At 64.8% G+C, this 17,905-nt stretch carries 14 protein-coding genes and 1 tRNA gene; 6 read left to right on the top strand and 9 right to left on the bottom strand.

Annotation, left to right across the window (positions count from 1 at the left end; translation table 11 throughout):
- Window positions 1-9 precede the first annotated feature (9 nt).
- Entirely contained in the window at window positions 10-5,214 is a 5,205-nt protein-coding gene (locus tag C7G42_RS20550) for an alpha-2-macroglobulin family protein (protein WP_106950774.1), read from the bottom strand.
- A gap of 405 nt (window positions 5,215-5,619) precedes the next feature.
- Between C7G42_RS20550 and C7G42_RS20555 the strand changes: the two genes are divergently transcribed.
- Window positions 5,620-5,696: transfer RNA gene (locus C7G42_RS20555), tRNA-Arg, on the top strand.
- 376 nt (window positions 5,697-6,072) lie between these two features.
- Here C7G42_RS20555 and C7G42_RS20565 read toward each other — a convergent pair.
- On the bottom strand, window positions 6,073-6,303 hold the full coding sequence (locus C7G42_RS20565) for a hypothetical protein (RefSeq protein ID WP_106950775.1): 231 nt from the start codon (window positions 6,301-6,303) through the stop codon (window positions 6,073-6,075).
- 682 nt (window positions 6,304-6,985) lie between these two features.
- On the opposite strand from C7G42_RS20565, the gene C7G42_RS35050 reads away from it, so the two are divergent.
- Complete coding sequence (locus tag C7G42_RS35050; RefSeq protein ID WP_158537615.1) at window positions 6,986-7,159, top strand: hypothetical protein; 174 nt, start codon at window positions 6,986-6,988, stop codon at window positions 7,157-7,159.
- A 341-nt stretch (window positions 7,160-7,500) separates the two neighbouring features.
- On the opposite strand, the gene C7G42_RS20570 is transcribed toward C7G42_RS35050, so the two are convergent.
- From C7G42_RS20570 to C7G42_RS20580, 3 genes are all read right to left on the bottom strand, one after another.
- Window positions 7,501-8,271: a hypothetical protein gene (locus C7G42_RS20570; protein ID WP_199581032.1), complete on the bottom strand. Its 771-nt coding sequence runs from the start codon at window positions 8,269-8,271 to the stop codon at window positions 7,501-7,503.
- Window positions 8,272-8,446: 175 nt separating this feature from the next.
- Window positions 8,447-8,677 (bottom strand): hypothetical protein, encoded by a 231-nt coding sequence (locus C7G42_RS20575; protein ID WP_106950777.1) that lies wholly within the window; start codon window positions 8,675-8,677, stop codon window positions 8,447-8,449.
- Window positions 8,678-8,756: 79 nt separating this feature from the next.
- Window positions 8,757-8,993: a hypothetical protein gene (locus C7G42_RS20580; RefSeq protein ID WP_199581033.1), complete on the bottom strand. Its 237-nt coding sequence runs from the start codon at window positions 8,991-8,993 to the stop codon at window positions 8,757-8,759.
- Window positions 8,994-9,254: 261 nt separating this feature from the next.
- Between C7G42_RS20580 and C7G42_RS20585 the strand changes: the two genes are divergently transcribed.
- Window positions 9,255-9,602, top strand: coding sequence for a DUF6481 family protein (locus tag C7G42_RS20585; RefSeq protein WP_094974237.1), 348 nt, complete (start codon window positions 9,255-9,257; stop codon window positions 9,600-9,602).
- A 141-nt stretch (window positions 9,603-9,743) separates the two neighbouring features.
- On the opposite strand, the gene C7G42_RS20590 is transcribed toward C7G42_RS20585, so the two are convergent.
- Window positions 9,744-9,989: a pentapeptide MXKDX repeat protein gene (locus tag C7G42_RS20590; protein WP_018323138.1), complete on the bottom strand. Its 246-nt coding sequence runs from the start codon at window positions 9,987-9,989 to the stop codon at window positions 9,744-9,746.
- 335 nt (window positions 9,990-10,324) lie between these two features.
- Here C7G42_RS20590 and C7G42_RS20595 point away from each other — a divergent pair, with 335 nt between their 5' ends.
- From C7G42_RS20595 to C7G42_RS20605, 3 genes are read left to right on the top strand one after another with little or no spacing between them, the layout of a single operon-like run.
- The gene (locus tag C7G42_RS20595; RefSeq protein WP_106950779.1) at window positions 10,325-11,347 is read left to right on the top strand and encodes a TRAP transporter substrate-binding protein; all 1,023 of its coding nucleotides are present in this window, start codon (window positions 10,325-10,327) and stop codon (window positions 11,345-11,347) included.
- A complete protein-coding gene (locus C7G42_RS20600; RefSeq protein WP_106950780.1) occupies window positions 11,344-11,898 on the top strand; it encodes a TRAP transporter small permease in 555 nt (184 codons plus the stop codon). The genes C7G42_RS20595 and C7G42_RS20600 overlap by 4 nt, the downstream gene beginning before the upstream one ends.
- The gene (locus tag C7G42_RS20605; protein ID WP_106950781.1) at window positions 11,895-13,253 is read left to right on the top strand and encodes a TRAP transporter large permease; all 1,359 of its coding nucleotides are present in this window, start codon (window positions 11,895-11,897) and stop codon (window positions 13,251-13,253) included. Before C7G42_RS20600 ends, C7G42_RS20605 begins: the two co-directional genes overlap by 4 nt.
- Window positions 13,254-13,356: 103 nt before the next feature.
- Here C7G42_RS20605 and C7G42_RS20610 read toward each other — a convergent pair whose 3' ends face one another.
- Genes C7G42_RS20610 through C7G42_RS20620 form a run of 3 tightly spaced genes read right to left on the bottom strand, consistent with a single transcriptional unit; the run spans window position 13,357 to window position 17,896 of the window.
- The gene (locus C7G42_RS20610; RefSeq protein ID WP_106950782.1) at window positions 13,357-14,268 is read right to left on the bottom strand and encodes a hydroxymethylglutaryl-CoA lyase; all 912 of its coding nucleotides are present in this window, start codon (window positions 14,266-14,268) and stop codon (window positions 13,357-13,359) included.
- Window positions 14,269-14,283: 15 nt separating this feature from the next.
- Entirely contained in the window at window positions 14,284-16,287 is a 2,004-nt protein-coding gene (locus tag C7G42_RS20615; protein ID WP_199581034.1) for an acetyl/propionyl/methylcrotonyl-CoA carboxylase subunit alpha, read from the bottom strand.
- Window positions 16,288-16,291: 4 nt separating this feature from the next.
- Window positions 16,292-17,896: a carboxyl transferase domain-containing protein gene (locus C7G42_RS20620; protein WP_106950784.1), complete on the bottom strand. Its 1,605-nt coding sequence runs from the start codon at window positions 17,894-17,896 to the stop codon at window positions 16,292-16,294.
- Window positions 17,897-17,905 lie beyond the last annotated feature (9 nt).

Below are 17,905 nucleotides of genomic sequence, written 5' to 3' on the forward strand. Positions count from 1 at the left end.
CTTCGCTCATCACTTCGCCGCCCGCACCTCGACCGTCCCCGTGCCCGTCCGACCGTAGCGCGAGGGATTGTACATGTCCTCGACATAGGCCTGCGGCAGCACGTATTTGCCGGGAGAGACCACGCGCACGATATAGGCGACGGTGAAGACCGACTTGGAATCCGAGGCGCGGTCGACCGCAGCGGTGAAGCGGTCGTCGCGGAACTCGGTGTCCTCAGGCTCCTCGCCGTCCTCGATCCAGTCTAGCGTGCCGCTGTCGCCCGACGACACCAGCCTGGGGTTGTCGATCTCGAGGCTCGCCGGCAGATAGTCGGACACCATGATGTGGCCGTACTCCGGCTTGGCCTCGGTGATCTTCAGCACCACCGCGAAGCGCTGGTTCTGCTTGACCTTGCTGATGTCGGCCGGCTTGCCGTCGAGCGTGAAGTAATTGCGCTCGATCTTGAAACCGTTGGACGCTGCCGGCTCCGGCGTCACCGGCGAGCCCGACACCGAGACCACCGCCTGCACCGGTGCATCGCCGGTGTTGGTGATCTTCAGTGGCTTGCCGTCCAGCGTTGCGGCCTTGTAGCTGCGGTAGAGTGCGGTCTTGACCGGCTGGCCGTCCACCTCCATGGACAGGTTCTCCTTGGCCAGCGCGCGCGCCGCCAACACCAGCCACGCATTCTCCTGCGTGGAGGTGTAAGGCGTAAGCCCGCGCGCGGTCTCTACCCGCGAGACCGCCTGCGTCAGCGTCGCCTTCGGCGCGTTGCCTTCGCTGGCCAGCGACACCAGAGCTGCGGCATCGCGAAGCTGCGAGCCGTAGTCGGTGCGGCCGAACTCCAGGACGGGCTTTGGCGCGAGGCTATCGAGCGCGGCACCATAGACCCGTTCGGCGCGGTTGCGGTCGCCGACCAGAGCCAGCGCCGCCGCGAGCTGCGACTTCGCGATCGGAGTCGCGAGGTTGTTCAGCTTGGTGTCGGCGAGATAGCGGAGATCGCCGATCGGCGCAGCGCCGTTGCGGGCCAGCACGTAGAGGCCGTAAGCGAGATCGCGCCCGCCGTCCTTCTCCGGCTCGTTGCCGTTGACGACGGAGTTTCTGACGCGGTCGAGCGCGTTCTTGAACAGCACGTCCGGCACCGCAAAACCCTTTTCGCGGGCACGGGTCAGGAAGTCCGTCACGTAGGCATCGAGCCAGGCATCGTCGCCGCCGGCCGACCACAGGCCGAACGAGCCGTTCGAGCCTTGACGCGCCAACAGCCGCTCGATCGCATCGCGGATGCGCTGATCGACGTCGGTGTCCATGGCGAGGTGGGCACCGGCTGCGAGGTCGTTGACATAGAGCAGCGGCAAGGCGCGGCTCGTGATCTGCTCCGAGCAGCCATAGGGATAGCGATCGAGCGCTTTGAGGATCGTCGCGGCGTCGAGCGCGGTCGACAGGCTGGCCGAGACCGAGACGGTGCCGGTGCCCGGCACCAGGTCGGAGAACATGTCCGAGGTCAGCGTCAGGCTCTCGCCCTTCGCCAGCGTCCGGATCGAGCGCCGCGCCAACACCTGCGTCGCCGCCTTGACGTCGAACGCGTAATGGCGCGCCAGCGTCAGGCCGTTCGGCCCCTTGATGTCGACGTCGAGCGTCGCCTGCCCCGCCGCGGTCGCGTCGATCGCGAGCGCGAAGGAGTTGCGCTGCTTGGCGGCAAGCTTGACCGTGGTCGCTGGGTTGCCGGTCATCTTCACCGGGCCACCGGTCTTCACGTTGATGACGTAGTCGCCGGCCTGGCCCTCGACATTGTCGATCTCGAGATTGACCGTGCCGTGATCGCCATTGAGCAGGAAGCGCGGCAGGGTCGTGGTCAGCACCACGGGGTCGCGGATCAAGACATCGGTGCTGGCACGGCCAAGCTTCGTCGCGGTCCACGCCACCGCCATCACGCGCGCGGTGCCGGCGAACTCCGGAATGTCGAAGCTGACTTCCGCACTGCCATCGGCGCCAACCGTGACGATGCCCGAGTAGAGCGCGAGCGGCTTTTGTGTGGGCGGCGAGCCCTGCAGCTCGGCTGCTCCGGCGTCACCGCCCGACTTGATCTGGCCGCGCGTGCCGGACATGCCGTCGATCAGCTGCCCATAGAGGTCGCGGATCTCGGCGCTCAGGCGACGCTGGCCGAGATAATAATCGTCCGGCGCCGGCGGCTTGTAGTTGGTGAGGTTGAGGATGCCGACATCGACCGCAGCGATGACGATCTTGGCGTCCTCGCCCGGATTGAGTCCGTCGAGCTTGACCGGGATCTTCAACGCCGCGTTCGGCCGGATCAGCGCCGGCGGCGACAGCTTCACCTGCAAGGTGCGGGTCTGCTTGTCGATGCCGAACCATTTCAGGCCAATCGCCCGGCCCGGCATGCGCTGGGCCGCGGCGTCGAGCGGACGGCGCAGCGTCGCCACCACGTAGGCACCCGTGCCCCAGTCCTTGCCGACCGGGAGCTTCACCTGGGCGGTGCCTTCCTTGACGTCGATGGTCTGGGTCGTCAGCAGCCGGTCGCCGAGCACGTTGATGGTGAGCTTGCCGGCACTGCGGACATTGACCGACACGGTCATGGTGTCGCCGGAGGAATATTGCGGCTTGTCGATCGAGGTTTCCAGCAGGTCCGGGGTGTCGGCGCTGCCGTCGGAGTACCAGCCAACGTCGAATTGCACCGAGGTCACCGGGCCATCGGCATCGTTCGACTTCACGTCGAGGCGGTAGCGGCCGGGTTGCGGGTTGAGCGAAATCCGCGCCGGCTTGTCGGCCGCAATGGACACGTCACCGTCGGCGACGCGCGATGTCGACTTGACCGGCTCGTACTCCCAGTAATTGTTCTGGCGATACCATTGGTAGCGCGACTCCATCTTCAGGAGTTCGTAGCGCAGGCCGTCGCGGCGCAGCTTCTCGCCCTCGGGCGAGACGAACAGAACGTCGAACTCGGCCTTGTCGCCCTCGGCGACGTTCTTGGCGCCGAACAGCGGCTTGACGCCGATCTGCGCCGCACTGGGCGCCACCGGCAGCACGATCTTGCGCTCGACGGCGCGACCGCCGGTCTCGACCATGCGCACGAAGATCTGCGCCTCCTGCGGACGGGTCGAAGCCGGTTGCTTGTCCAGCGTCACCGGGAAGGTCGCAACGCCATTGGCGTCGGCCTCGGGCAGGTTCTCCAGCGGCGTACGCTCGTTCGAGGTGGTTTCATCGTCAGCAACGCCGAACTGGTAGCCGGCAAAGCCCGGTCGCTCGGCCGCGGGCGCGACCAGCATGTCGCCTTCGAGCTGCAGGCCCGAGGCCGGCGCGCCATAGAGGAAATGGCCGTCCGCCTTAAGCTCCACTGGAGCGTTAGCTTTGATCAGCTTGTCCTTGGCGGACAAGTTGAATTCGATCCGATCAGGAACGTAGTCCTCGACCATGAAAGTGGTCTCGCCGACCGAGGAGCCCTTCGGATCGGTGAATGCACGCGCCCGCCACGTCCCGGTCGGCACGGCCGAGTTGAGCGGCACGGACAGCGTACGGCCGCCCGCGCCCTGGTCGGGGAGCACGACGCGTCGGTATTCGACGCCGTCGGGGCGCTCGATCACCATCGTCAGCGGCCCGCCGCTGACGGCGTTGCCCTGCCCGTCGCGCAACAGCGCGGTGAGATAGACGGTCTCGCTGGAGCGGTAGACGCCGCGCTCGGCATAGACGAAAGCATCGGCGCCTGCGGGCACCGCACGGCCGGAGACGCCGCGATCGGACAGATCGAAGGCAGAAGACTTCAAGCTGAGGAAGGCATAGTCCGCCTTCTCGCCGGTGACCGTCAGCATCGCCGGCGACAGGCCGCCCTCGCCGCGCGCAAGGCCCGCCTCGAACAGCACATGGCCGCTGTCGTCGGTCTTGCGGGTCGCCAGGATCTCGTTGTTGCGGGCAACCAGCCGCACCTCGGCCTTGCCGACCGGATCGGTCGAGGCCAGCGAGTTGACGAACACGTGGATGCCGTCATTGCCGGAATAGGCGGCGACGCCGAGATCGGAGACGATGAACCACTGCGTGGCGAGCTGGTAATCGTCTTCCGAGCCCGGGCCCTTGGCGGCGGCCGTCATCACGTAGACACCGGGCTGGAGCTCGCCGAGCGCCTGGTCGACCGGGAATGCCGTGGTGACGTCCTGGTTCAGCGTCATCGCGGTGGCAAGCTCGCCGGTCCAGACCTTGACGCCGCGTTCGTCGCCGAGATCGGAGAGCTGGTATTTCGACAGCGTCTTCTGGAAATCGCTATCGACCACCGTGTTGATCAGATTGCGGTCACCGATACGGAAGACGTTGATATTGACCGCGGGCGTGTTGACGCTGACCACGGGAATGCCGCGCTGGCCGGTTCGCGGCAGCACATAGGCCCGGCTGGTGAAGCGCACGAACGGCTTGCGGTCGCGCACATAGACGTTGAACTCGGCCGATTTCGGCAGCCCCTCCTTCACCGTCGACGGCAGGCCGGCACGCAGATTGATGTTGTAGCGCTCGCCGTGCTTCAGGCCGTCGACGCAGAGCTGCTTGCCTTCGGCCGAGAGCGCCGGCTTGTCCTGCCCCGCCAGCGCGAGATAAGGCGCGAAGTCGGTGCGCTTGGCCAACTCCTCGGAGAACTGGAAGCAGGCCCGCGGGCTCGCCGAATCCGAGTCCACGGTATAGTCGAGCAGCCGGAAGCCGTGCTCGTCGCGCATCTTCTCGTATTGGCCGCGGACGTCGGCGACCTCGCGCATGTCGAGCGACAGCCGCAGCGAATCCAGCGCCGGCCGCCACAGCTTGCGCTCCGACAGCGACTTGCCGAGCACGGCGAGCGCATCGGCCTCCTCGCCCGGATTGCCGGCGCGCTGGTAGGCGATATAGGCTGCGGTCGAGGCGCGCTCCAGCAGGAAGGTCTGCTCGCTCGAGCTCTTCGGCGAGATCTGGAAGATGACCTTGGCGAGCCGCAGCCAGTTGCCGGCGTCCTCGGGCGCGGTCGCCGCGATCTGACCGAGGACCGACAGGCCGGTACGATAATCGTTGCGCCGGAAGGCGGCGTCGGCGTCTGTCTTCAGCGTCGCGTTGGTCTTGGCGACAGGCCCCGCCTCGCTCTTGATCTGGGCCTCGAGCTTGATCGCGGAATCGGCGAGGTCGTCGCGCTTGAACGCCTTGTCGGCAGCATGCGCTGCGCCAAGGCCGAGTGCCAGCGTGGCGCAGATTGTGACGGCGCGAACAAGACCGATCATGATGGACTCCCGGAAATCGCGGACAGCCGCCCGCAGGCAGCATGAAATGCGCGGAAAGGTGACGGACTCAAGGCGATGGAACCAAAGGTGCAAATCGTCGCATTCGCCATGGAAAGGCAAGCCCAGAGGAGACCGATCAAGATACCGCCGCTCACGCCGTCCTGATGGCGCAGCAATATCCGACCCGTCGACCGGCGGCCACATCCCGGAAGCGGGCCAGCGTTGCCGGCGATGTGATCCATCGTCCAGTCCGCTGCCGCTCAACCCGGCACCCTGACATGCCACCGTCTCGCTTTGTCGCGGCTCTGAGCAAAACGGTTCGGTTCAGACTTGGCGAAAGACGATATTTTTCATATTTGGCATGGTAGATGGACAGCCGGCCTCGTCTTTGGGGCGGCTCAAGACGGTCCCGTAGCTCAACTGGATAGAGCATCAGATTTCTACTCTGAGGGTTGCAGGTTCGATTCCTGCCGGGATCGCCAGCCTCATCTTAAATCCACCGCCCTTCACGAACGCGTGGGTAACCATACGCCGGCCTTTGAACGGCGCCGATCAGTCCTATGTAAGCGCCGGGCAAATTGCGCCCGGTTAAGGACTCCGATGCTTCCAGCCGAATGGACGAGAATGGCCATCGCATTTGCGGTGGCAATCGTCGCGAAGTAATATCTGGCCATCGACGCCGGCGTGGTGAACACCAGCGTGATCACGAGGCCCATCAAGGTGGCTCAAGCATCGATCATTGGCGCCGCCATGGGCCAGCATCAACTTTCTTTCGCCGTTCAGCGCTTCGTTCCAAAAAGCACGAATCGCAATCTCAATATCCGCGCTGCCGATGTCTTAACGTTGCGTTTCGTCGGATCAGAGCGGATCGATCACGTAGCTGGTCACGAGGATCGGTCGCAAGCGGTACGCATCGATCGCGGCGTTCGACAACAGCAGCCTGCGCCGCTCTCCTCGCAGCATCAACCTGTCGATCCGGTTCAGGATGAAGCGGGCGGAGTCTTCGCGCTCGCCTGTGAGCAAGCCGGATCGGTCGAGATACTTCCAGGCGATGTCGAAGGATTGTGTGCGTAACTCGGGGTCGGTCATGGACGGCCAACGTCCGCAGGGAACGGAGGTTCCTGTTCGGCGCGAGCAAGCCGAGCCTCCCAGCGCAACGCAAAGCCCATCGAACACGGCACAACAAAATGCGCCGCGGCACGGAACGAGATCTCGACCGGTACGTTGGAAGACACGAAATCTGGTGGTGCCGACCTCCCTGCCCCGGTCGGCTTTGAAGGGCCCCGTGCTTGTCCCCCGAGCACGGGGCTTTCTCATTGAGATCAGCCGTCTGACCCCCGATTACGGCTCGCATCGTTTTGCGAAAATCTCCTGGGGACGCCTTCAGTCCGCCCGCTCATCGCGTCGATCGCGGGCCAACTCGTACCAGGCAAGGGCCAATTGGATCAGCCGCTGCCGGTCGGCACCTTCCGATGCCGCGGCCCGCTTCATTGCGGCCTCCGCTTCGTGCTGTGGGTCGTACTTGATACACATGAGACCGAACTCTAGCCGGCCATCTGGACAAGCACATGGCAATTTCGTCCGTATGATTGCGGGGTAACGTCCGCATTTGCCGGACTGGGGGCACCGGCGACTGCCTCACTATGCATGACTGTTTGCGAAGCCATTTGGCTGCGCTTCATCGAGGCTAACTGTGAATTGCGTCACAGTCTGCGACCCGCATCTCGGTTAAACCATACCTCGACGCTCTCGGCAGCACGCGGAGACATCGATGGCATTTCCCGTCATGACACACGAAGCAGCAGCTCCGGCCAACGTCCCGACGCAACGACAAAGGACCGACCTGATCGGTATCGCTTATCTCGGGACCATCGGCGTCGTGATGCTGGCCTGGATCGCCGGCCTGGTCTGGGGCGCGATTGCGTTCTTCAACTGGCTGGTGTGACGCAGCGCGATCCGTCGCGTTGGCGCGCAGGGCTCGCACCGCTTTAGATCAGGCAGTGCAGCACCTGCCCCAGCTTGATCCCGCCGCAAACGATCATGGCCCAAAGCGCCAAGCTGATCTGGATTGCATCCAGCATGTCCCACATCCCCGCGAATCACTTCCCAACATTTTTTCTTTTGAGAATCGCGTGAAGCGGCACCGAGAGCCAGTGCTATTTTAAGGCAGTTGTTGTGCGCCGCCGAAAGCCGCGCCGACAATCGCATCAAGACAATTGGTTGGTCGTGCCACAAAAGAGGCGGGCAATTCGCCCGCCTCTTTCAGCTCAGGATGCGAGCAGTGCCTTAGCGGCACGCCCGCGGATCGGTCGGCACGTACTGCCCATCCGGATAGCGGTAGTAGCAATTGCCTTGAGACCAGTAATAGCCCGGCTGGGATGCTGCGGTGGCACCGGCGATGGCTCCGGTCGCGCCGCCGAGAACCGCGCCCGCGGCAGCGCCGGTCGCATTGCCCGAGATCAGTCCACCCAGCACGCCGCCGACGATGGCGCCGCCCAGCGCGCTCGCGCCGGGATCGGCCGGTGGCGGAGGTGGCGGTGCATAGGCGACCGGAGGCGGCGACGGGGCATAGGCCACCGGCACGTCGTCGTAATATTCTTCAGAGATATAGCCGGGCGGGCCAGCCATCCGTTGCGGATAATAATACCAGACACCGCCAACGTCCCACCACCAGCCGGAGCGGCCGTTGTGGACTTCGTGACGCCAGCGCCCGCCGTCCCAGGAGCGATTGCCACGATAGGCCTGTCCGCCCCAGTCGCGCGTCGGAACAGGACCGCGGGCGACATAACGCCCTGGCGGCGGACCGCCGGCGCCGTGCGGACCGGGACCCGCATGGGGCTGGGCACCGGGCTGCGGCGCGGGCCGGGCTGCCTGCTGCGGCGGCGGGCCTTTGCGGATGTTCTGACTGTCCGGAGGCGGTGCCCCTGCGCCCGGGCGGACCGGCGGCTGCCCGGCGTCCCTCGGTGGCCTGGCGTCCTGGGCTTGCGCCGAAAACGTGAGCAACGACATGGCCGAAACCAAGGGAATGATGATCTTCATGCGGCTGGACGCACTCATGCGCGCTTGACCCCCTACTTTCTCGATTGCCGTGGTGCCTGGCGCGACAGACGATTCGAATCGCGCTTGGCTTGATGCCGGCTGATATAGCTGCCCCTCTTGGTCGGCTAAGTCGCGTTACAAATGATTAAGATGGCGGCATTTTTTCGGCTCGACGGGCCGCGTTTGAGCGCTTCTAGCGGGCCGGCTCGATCACGTTGCAATTGCGTCTCCCGGACATCAGGCAGTCCTGCATCTTGCTGGCCGCGGTGAGGTCTCGCGCGAGCCACCATCCGACACCGAGGATCAGGATCGCGATGATCAAGCCGGCGATTGCACCGCGGCGGTTATCACCGGATTGGGGCTTCGGCCGGGATTTCGGCTTCTCGCCCGGTTCGGGCTTGGACTCGAGCTTGGACGTGGGCATGGCTACCTGCTGCGCGGGCCAGCCGGCTTACCACCGCTGCGACGTCCCGTCACATCCCGCTCAGCCCAGATCGTCAGTCTCAGCCCCGGGTCGCCCGGATCGCATCCTTGCGCGAGGTTTCGACCGCGGGGATCGCCGGCTGGAGCCGCGGTGCACAGGTCGTGAGCACAAACGCGGTCTGGGTGCATTCCCAGTCGGCGCCCAGGACGGCACTCTCGATGGGCTGCGGACGAGAGAGCAGCAGCGCGGCGCCGGCCACCGCCGTCACCGCGACGGCGATTAAAACCGCCTTCAGGCTCGTTTTTGAGATCGTCATGCCCGTGCTCCGTATTCCGGGCGGACGCTAGGCGCCTGTCCGCGGGCCCCTTATGAGGGACATCACAATTCGGCAGTTTTTCGGGGATACGAGAGATCGTCGGGGGAGCGATGTTTCGTCTACCTGATCGGCTGCGATTATGGGTGGCGTCGCGACGCGCGGCGATGTAAACGCTTCTACGTCGCGTGGCGCCTGCTATGCCCAGCCGACGTACCAACCGCAGTGATGTAGGATCGGAAGCGAGGAAGACAAGGCTCGTCGATGAGTGGATTTAGGGAACCAGGCTTCTCCGACCGACAAAAGGCGGCACAGGAAGCACGCAAAAACCTTTTGAACAAATTCAAGTCGCAGCCGGGACCGGATGATCCAGCGGTTGTGGCAAAGCGTGCCGAGCGCGAGGCCCTCGCGGCCAAGCGTGCCGAGGCAAAGGCTGCGCGCGAAGCGGAAAAGGCCGAGCAGAAGCGCCTTGCAGAAGAAGCCGCCGCGCTCGAGGCCGCGCGGATCGCCCGCGAAGCCGAAGAAGCCCTCGCAAAGGCGGCTGAAGCCGAGGCCGAGCAAAAGGCAAGGCGAGACGCCCGTTACGCCGCGCGCAAGGCGAAACGCAAGTAACGTTCGCAAGTGACGTTCATTTGAATTTGAGCTGAGACATGATTGCGGGGCGGCCCACGTGGCCGCCCCGTAATTTTGCCGTTCCGGTCGTTTCAAGCGCGTGTTTGGCTTTGCGCAAACGCCCGTAACGAGGACCGACGATCAGTTCTTCTTCATCATCCCGTCGTCCTTCTTCATCCCGTCCTTCGACATGTGGTCCTTCTTCATGCCATCGTCCTTGGACATGGTGTCCTTCTTCATCATGCCGTCCTTGGACATCGTGTCCTTTTTCATCATGCCGTCATCCTTGCCCATCTTGTCCTGAGCAAAGGCGGCCGGCGCGAGCGCGAGGCCAAGCGAGAGGGCGGCAGCGGAGACGCCGAGCACGATGCGGGTACGAATGGTCATGAGTGAAATTCCCTTCGGGATGGAGTTTGTCAGCGACGGACGCCGCTATTCAGTCTCGACGGATTGAAGCCCTGCGTTGTTACGGCCCCGCCGATAAATTTCTGGAGGCGCTGCCGTTCATCGCAATCACGTCCGCGCGAGCCGCACTGATTGCGAACGGCGCAAGTGCTGCAGCGCAGCACGGCCACCCCTTGCCCCGGCAATCGGTCTCGAACTATCAGATGAGAGAATATCGGGTGAAAGACCGGCTAGGATGGGCCTACGCACCGGTCACATGACCTGTCCACATCACTCCAACAAGAACCGTTCGAAGAAGTGCTCAAGGGGATCACACCATGCTCACGCGCCGCCATCTGATCGCGACCGCTGTCGCTGCACCCGCCATCCTCCGCTTTGGCACCGGCACCGCGCACGCCGCGACCACGCTGAAGATCTCGCATCAGTTCCCGGGCGGCACCATCGACAAGGGCGATTTCCGCGACCGGCTCTGCCGCATGTTCGCAGCTGAGGTCGCCAAGCGCAGCAACGGCGACATCGCCGCCGAGATCTATCCGAACTCTTCGCTGATCAAGACCAACGCGCAGTTCTCCGCGATGCGCAAGGGCGCGCTCGACGTCAGCCTCTATCCGATGCCCTACGCCGGCGGCGAGCTGCCGGAGACCAATATCGGCCTGATGCCCGGCCTCGTGACCACCTACGACCAGGGCCTGCGCTGGAAGAAGGAGCCGGTCGGCAAGGCGCTGACCGACTTCCTGGCCGACAAGGGAATCATCCTGCTCACCTGGGTGTGGCAGGCCGGCGGCGTCGCCAGCCGCTCCAAGCCGATCGTCGCGCCGGAAGACGCCAAGGGCCTGAAGGTGCGCGGCGGCTCGCGCGAGATGGACATGGTGCTGCAGACCGCCGGTGCATCGGTGCTGTCGGTGCCTTCGAATGAAATCTACGCGGCGATGCAGACCGGCGCCTGCGATGCCGGCATCACCTCCTCCACCAGCCTGATCTCGTTCCGCCTCGAAGAGGTCGCGAAGTCGCTGACGTCAGGTGCCGGCGCATCTTACTGGTTCATGCTCGAGCCGCTGATGATGTCGAAGGCGATCTTCGACAAGCTGCCGAAGAACCAGCAGGACATCCTGCTTACCGTCGGCACCGAGCTCGAGGCCTTCGGCCGCAAGGGTGCGCAGGACGACGACGTCGAGGTCGCCAAGGTCTACGAGAAGGCCGGCGCCAAGGTCTCGGCGCTCGATGCCACGACCGTCGGCAAGTGGCGCGACATCGCCCGCGACACCGCCTGGAAGGACTACAGCGCAAAGACCGCGACCGCTGCAAACCTGCTCAAGCTCGCAATCGACGTCGCGGCATGAGCCACGGTCCGATTCCGGATCGTGACGCCAGCGCCAACGCTGCCGCAGGCACCGGCCCTGCGGCGGCGATCGATCGCGGTCTCGCCATCCTCAACAACATCATCGTGGTGTTCGCCGCGATCGCGCTGGTCGCGGCCTGCGCCATCCTGAGCTACAGCGTGCTCAGCCGTGCCCTGTTCAAGGCCGCCAATTACTGGCAGGACGAGGCCGCCGTGTTCCTGCTGGTCGGTGCGACCTTCATGACGGCCGCCTATGTGCAGCAGAACCGCGGTCATATCGGCATCGAGGCTTTTGTCGGCCTGCTGTCGCCGCTGGCGAACCGGATCAGGCTCTGGCTGGTCGATGCCGTCACGTTCCTGTTCTGCGCCTTCTTCACCTGGAAATCCTGGACGCTGGCTCACGAGGCCTATGTCGACGGCCAGGTCTCGAACTCGATGTGGTCGCCGCCGCTCGCCATCCCCTATTCGCTGATGGCCCTCGGCATGAGCCTGCTCTGCATCCAGATCCTCGTGCAGCTTGCGCTGCCCTTCACCGGAGCCAAGCGTTCATGAGCGTGTTCGGTATCGGCGTTGCCTATGGCGTTGCGACGCTGCTCGTGATGTTCTCGGGCATGCCGATCGCATTCGCGCTCGGCGCGGTCGCGATCGTTTTCATGGGCATCTACATGCCCACAGCGTCCCTCGATACGGTGACGCAGAACGTCTACGAGGAAATGGCCTCGATCACGCTGTTGTCGATCCCGCTCTTCATCCTGAAGGGCGCGGCGATCGGCAAGTCGCGCGCGGGCCAGGATCTCTATTCGGCCCTGCATGCCTGGCTGCACCGCGTGCCCGGCGGCCTCGGCGTCGCCAATGTGTTTGCCTGCGCGCTGTTCGCGGCGATGGCGGGCTCATCGCCCGCAACTTGCTCGGCGATCGGCTCGGCCGGCATCCCCGAGATGCGCAAGCGCGGCTATTCCGGCGGCTTCGCGGCCGGCATCATCGCTGCCGGCGGCACGCTCGGCATCCTGCTGCCGCCCTCGATCACCATGATCCTGTTCGCGGTCGCGGCGGAAAAGTCGCTCGGCCGGCTGTTCCTTGCCGGCATCGGGCCCGGCCTGCTGCTGGTCACGCTGTTCGGCGCCTACGCTGTCATCCGTTTCCGCCAGGAATATGCCGCGGCCGAAGCGGTCTACAAGAACGGCGGCCCGGAGGCGCCGATCCTGCAGCGCGACGAATATACGCTCGCCGAACGCTTCAGCGTGCTGCCGCGCGTGATCCCGTTCGTGCTGCTGCTCACCGGCGTCATGATCGCGCTCTATGGCGGCTACGCCACCCCGTCGGAGACCGCCGGCCTCGGCGGCCTGCTTGCACTGGCGCTGATCGCTGCGATCTACAGCGTATGGCGGCCGAGCGACCTCGCGCCGATCATGAAGTCGACGATCAGGGAATCGACCATGCTGATGATGATCATCGGCATGTCGCTGCTCTATTCCTACGTGATGAGCTATCTGCACATCTCGCAGTCGGTCGCCGAATCCATCGTCGCGATGCACCTGCCGCGCTGGGAGCTGCTGTTCGCGATCCTGGTCATGGTGGTCGTGCTCGGCTTTTTCCTGCCGCCGGTCTCGATCATCCTGATGACGGCACCGATCATCCTGCCTCCCTTACGCGCCGCGAATTTCGACATCATCTGGTTCGGCGTGGTCATGACCATCGTGATGGAGATGGGCCTGATCCATCCCCCCGTCGGCCTCAACATTTTCGTCATCCGCAACGTCGCGCCGGACATTCCCCTGCGCGAGGTGATCTGGGGCACGCTCCCGTTCGTGCTGCTGATGATGCTCGCGGTGCTGCTGCTGTGTTTCGTGCCGGAGATCTCGACCGGGCTGCCCGATCTGGTGATGGGGCCGGACGGAAGCCGATAGCGGCAATCACCGCTGCCATATGGTGGGCAAAGCGGAGCGTGCCCACCGTCTGTCGGCGATCGCGGAGAGATGGTGGGCATGGCGCTACGCGCCTTTGCCCACCCTACGAAACAGCCCGCTTCTTCTTCGCATTCAGCGCGGACGCCACCCGGCTCACGGGCGGCTTGCCCAGCACGCCGCTCATCTCGTTCGTCGCGGCCAGCAGCTTTTCCATGTCGACGCCGGTCCTGATGCCCATGCCTTCGAGCATGTAGACGACATCCTCAGTCGCGACATTGCCGGTCGCACCCGGCGCGTAGGGACAGCCGCCGAGGCCGCCGGCGGCGGCATCGATGACGCGCACGCCCTCCTCCATCCCCGCATAGAGATTGGCGAGCGCTTGCCCGTAAGTGTCGTGGAAGTGCATGGCAAGCTTTCCCGGCGGGATGTTGGCGGCAACCGCGCGCAGCATCTCCTTGGCCTTGCTTGGCGTGCCGACGCCGATGGTGTCGCCGAGCGAGATCTCGTAGCAGCCGAGATCCCACAGCGTGCTCGCCAGATCAGCCACTGCCTTCGGCTTGATCTCGCCGTCAAACGGACAGCCGAGCACGCAGGAGACATAGCCGCGCACCGGTATGCCATCGGCCTTCGCGCGCGCCAGCACCGGCTTGAAGCGCTCGATCGACTCCGCAATCGTGCAGTTGATGTTGGCGCGCGAAAAGCCCTCCGAGGCCGCGGCAAACACCGAGGTCACTTTCGCCCCCGCCGCGCGCGCGGCGTCATAGCCCTTCTCGTTTGGCACCAGCACGTGGAATTCGGCGCCCTTGACGTGGCTTACGCCGCGCAGCACGGCATCCGAGCTCGCCATTTGCGGGATCGCCTTGGGCGAGACGAACGCACCGACCTCGACCGTATCGAGGCCGGCCCCGACCAGCGCCTCGATGAAGGCGATACGGTCCTCGACGCTGACCGGCGTCTTCTCGTTCTGGAGCCCATCGCGCGGACCCATTTCGATGATGCGGACCTGGTCGCTCATCTCACTCTCCCTAAGTCATTCTTCCGAAGGCTCGACCACGGCGAGTTCGACGCCCTCCTGCACGATGTCGCCCACCTTGCACTTGATGGACGTCAGCACGCCGGCATAGGGCGCGCGCAGTGTCTGTTCCATTTTCATCACTTCCAGGGTGAGGATCGGCGCGCCCTTCTCCAGCTTCGCCCCCTCCTCGGCCAGCACGGCGACGACCGTGCCCGGCAGCGGCGCCGCGATCTTGTCCGCGCCGGTCTGCTCCTCGGTCTCGCCGCCGAACGGATCGACCCAGTGCAGGTCGAATCGGCCGTTGCGGGTACGCAAGTAAAGCTCGTGGCCGGTGATGACCGCGGCAACCGACGATTTGACGCCGTCAAGCGTCAGGTCGAAGCCGCCGTCCTTCGCGACGGTCGCGAACGCCAATTCGCGCTCGCCGATGACCAGCGTCGACGGTCCGCTGCCGTAGTTCAGCACGACCTTCTGCTCGGGCCCGTGCCCGACGCGAAAGGCAAAGCTGCGCTGCCGGCGGCCGACCGGCTGCCAACCGAAGGTCTGCCAAGGCGAATTCGCCTCGCCTTGAGCTGCCCGCTGCTCGTCGTTGATGACAGCAGCCACCGCCGCGCAGAGCTCGAGCTCACCCGGCGCCGGCGCCGCCTGTGTCAGCACCGCCAGCTCTCGCTCGATGAAGCCGGTGTCGATCGCATTGGTCCGCACTTTCGGATGCGTCATCAGCGCCGACAAGAATGGAATATTGGTGACGATGCCGCGAACGTCGGACTCCTCCAGTCCACGGTTCAACCTTTCGATCGCGACATCCCGCGTCGGCGCCCACGCGATCATCTTTGCGAGCATGGCGTCGTAATACGGCGAGACGGTATCACCATCGCGATAGCCGGCATCGATCCGCAAGCCCCCGCCTTCCGCTGGCAAGCGCCATGTCGAGATTCTGCCGACCGACGGCATGAAATTCTTGGTCGGGTTCTCGGCATAGACGCGCGCCTCGACGGCATGGCCGTTGAGCCGGATCTCGTCCTGCTTCAGCGGCAGCGCCTCGCCGAAGGCGACGCGCAATTGCCATTCGACCAGATCGATCCCCGTGATCAACTCGGTCACGGGGTGTTCGACCTGGAGACGGGTGTTCATCTCGATGAAGAACACGTCCTTGCCGTCGGAGACGAACTCGATGGTGCCGGCGCCGACATAGTTCACCGCTCCGGCCGCTTTTCGCGCGGCGGCGCAGACCGTTTCGCGCTGGGCAGCGTTGAGCGTCGGCGACGGCGCCTCCTCGATCACCTTCTGGTGGCGGCGCTGCAACGTGCATTCGCGCTCGAACAGCGACACCAGATTGCCGTGGCTGTCGCCGACGATCTGCACCTCGATATGCCTGGGATTGTCGACATATTTTTCGATCAGCATGCGATCGTCGCCGAACGCGGCCTTGGCCTCGCGCTTGGCGCTGACGATGGCTGGCGCAAGCTCGTCGGCCGAACGCACGATGCGCATGCCGCGCCCGCCGCCGCCGGCGGAAGCCTTCACCAGGATGGGGAAGCCGACCTTGTCGGCCGCCTTCGCCAGCGTCGCGACGTCCTGCGCATCGCCGTGATAGCCGGGTACCAACGGTACGCCGGCCTTTTCCATCAGCGCTTTCGAACCGGACTTCGAGCCCATCGCATTCATCATTTCGGCGGTCGGGCCGACAAAGACGAGGCCGGCATCGTAACAGGCCTGCGCGAACTCGGCATTCTCCGACAGAAATCCGTAACCAGGATGGACGGCCTCAGCGCCTGTCTTCTTCGCAGCTTCAATCAACCGCTCGACATTGAGATAACTGTCGCGGGCGCGAGCCGGCCCCAGCAGCACGGCTTCATCCGCGAGTGCGACATGCATCGCGTCGCGATCGGCCTCGGAATAGACCGCGACCGTGCGCAAGCCCATGGCGCGCGCGGTGCGGATGACGCGGGCTGCAATCTCGCCGCGGTTGGCGATCAGGAGCGTGCGAAATCGCCGGTAGAGCTTTGAGCGGTCCATCGCATCACATCCTGAACAGGCCGAATTTCGTCGGCTCGATCGGCGCATTCGACGCCGCCGAGAGGCCAAGGCCGAGCACGAGGCGGGTGTCGGCGGGATCGATCACGCCGTCGTCCCACAGCCGCGCAGTCGCGTAATACGGGTGCCCCTGGCTCTCGTATTGCGCGCGAATGGGCTCGCGGAATTTGTCTTCCTCGTCCTTCGACCAGCTATCGCCCTTGGCCTCGATATTGTCGCGGCGGACCTGGCTCAGCACCATCGAGGCCTGCTCGCCGCCCATCACCGAGATGCGCGCGTTCGGCCACATCCACAGGAAACGCGGTGAGTAGGCACGGCCGCACATGCCGTAATTGCCGGCGCCGTAGGAGCCGCCGATCACGACGGTGAATTTCGGCACCGAGGCGGTCGCGACTGCCGTCACCAGCTTGGCGCCGTCGCGCGCGATGCCGCCGGCCTCGTATTTCTTGCCGACCATGAAGCCGGTGATGTTCTGCAGGAACACGAGGGGAATGCCGCGCTGGCAGCACAGTTCGATGAAATGTGCGCCCTTCAGCGAGCTCTCGCTGAACAGGATGCCGTTGTTGGCGATGATGCCGACCGGATAGCCCCAGATGTGGGCGAAGCCGCAGACCAGCGTCGTCCCGTACAACTTCTTGAATTCGTCGAACTCGGAGCCGTCGACGACACGGGCGATGATGTCGCGCACGTCGAACGGCTTGCGGCCGTCGACGGGCACCACGCCGTAAATCTCCTCCGCCGCGAACAGCGGCTCGCGTGGCTTGTGCATGTTGAGGTTTGGCCGCGTGGCGGGCTTCAAGGTGCCGACGATGCGCCGGGCGATGCCGATCGCATGGGCATCGTTCTGGGCGTAGTGATCGGTCACGCCCGACTGACGCGAATGCACGTCGGCACCGCCGAGCTCTTCCGCGCTCACAACCTCGCCGGTCGCAGCTTTCACCAGCGGCGGACCGCCGAGGAAGATGGTTCCCTGGTTGCGCACGATGATGCTCTCATCCGACATCGCCGGCACATAGGCACCGCCGGCGGTGCACGATCCCATCACGATCGCAATCTGCGGAATGCCCTGCGACGACATCTGTGCCTGGTTGTAGAAGATGCGGCCGAAATGCCGCTCGTCCGGAAAGATCTCGTCCTGCAGTGGCAGGAAGGCGCCGCCGGAATCGACCATGTAGACGCAGGGAAGATTGTTCTGCCGCGCCACGTCCTGCGCGCGTAAATGCTTCTTCACGGTCATGGGGTAATAGGTGCCGCCCTTGATGGTGGCATCGTTGGCGACGATCACGCATTCACGACCGGCAACGCGCCCGACCCCCGTCACCACGCTCGCCGAATGCACGTCACCGCCATAGAGGCCGTAGGCCGCGAGCGGCGACAGCTCCAGGAACGAAGTGCCGGGATCGACCAGGAGGTCGACGCGCTCGCGCGCCAGCATCTTGCCGCGCGCGGTGTGGCGGTTGCGCGAGGCCTCTCCGCCGCCGCCGGCGACCTGGCTGAGCTTTTCGCGCAAATCCGCGACAAGCGAGCGCATGGCCTCGGAGTTGCGCGCAAAGTCTGACGACGACGGATCGATGCTGGAATGGAGCGGCATGTTGATTCC

Source organism: Bradyrhizobium sp. MOS003 (assembly GCF_003020125.1).
GTDB lineage: Bacteria > Pseudomonadota > Alphaproteobacteria > Rhizobiales > Xanthobacteraceae > Bradyrhizobium.

Bases quoted from the DNA above. Each gene is read 5' to 3' on its own strand.
- C7G42_RS20550 (WP_106950774.1), bottom strand. From the start codon at position 5,214: ATGATCGGTCTTGTTCGCGCCGTCACAATCTGCGCCACGCTGGCACTC.
- C7G42_RS20565 (WP_106950775.1), bottom strand. From the start codon at position 6,303: ATGACCGACCCCGAGTTACGCACACAATCCTTCGACATCGCCTGGAAG.
- C7G42_RS35050 (WP_158537615.1), top strand. From the start codon at position 6,986: ATGGCATTTCCCGTCATGACACACGAAGCAGCAGCTCCGGCCAACGTC.
- C7G42_RS20570 (WP_199581032.1), bottom strand. From the start codon at position 8,271: ATGAGTGCGTCCAGCCGCATGAAGATCATCATTCCCTTGGTTTCGGCC.
- C7G42_RS20575 (WP_106950777.1), bottom strand. From the start codon at position 8,677: ATGCCCACGTCCAAGCTCGAGTCCAAGCCCGAACCGGGCGAGAAGCCG.
- C7G42_RS20580 (WP_199581033.1), bottom strand. From the start codon at position 8,993: ATGACGATCTCAAAAACGAGCCTGAAGGCGGTTTTAATCGCCGTCGCG.
- C7G42_RS20585 (WP_094974237.1), top strand. From the start codon at position 9,255: ATGAGTGGATTTAGGGAACCAGGCTTCTCCGACCGACAAAAGGCGGCA.
- C7G42_RS20590 (WP_018323138.1), bottom strand. From the start codon at position 9,989: ATGACCATTCGTACCCGCATCGTGCTCGGCGTCTCCGCTGCCGCCCTC.
- C7G42_RS20595 (WP_106950779.1), top strand. From the start codon at position 10,325: ATGCTCACGCGCCGCCATCTGATCGCGACCGCTGTCGCTGCACCCGCC.
- C7G42_RS20600 (WP_106950780.1), top strand. From the start codon at position 11,344: ATGAGCCACGGTCCGATTCCGGATCGTGACGCCAGCGCCAACGCTGCC.
- C7G42_RS20605 (WP_106950781.1), top strand. From the start codon at position 11,895: ATGAGCGTGTTCGGTATCGGCGTTGCCTATGGCGTTGCGACGCTGCTC.
- C7G42_RS20610 (WP_106950782.1), bottom strand. From the start codon at position 14,268: ATGAGCGACCAGGTCCGCATCATCGAAATGGGTCCGCGCGATGGGCTC.
- C7G42_RS20615 (WP_199581034.1), bottom strand. From the start codon at position 16,287: ATGGACCGCTCAAAGCTCTACCGGCGATTTCGCACGCTCCTGATCGCC.
- C7G42_RS20620 (WP_106950784.1), bottom strand. From the start codon at position 17,896: ATGCCGCTCCATTCCAGCATCGATCCGTCGTCGTCAGACTTTGCGCGC.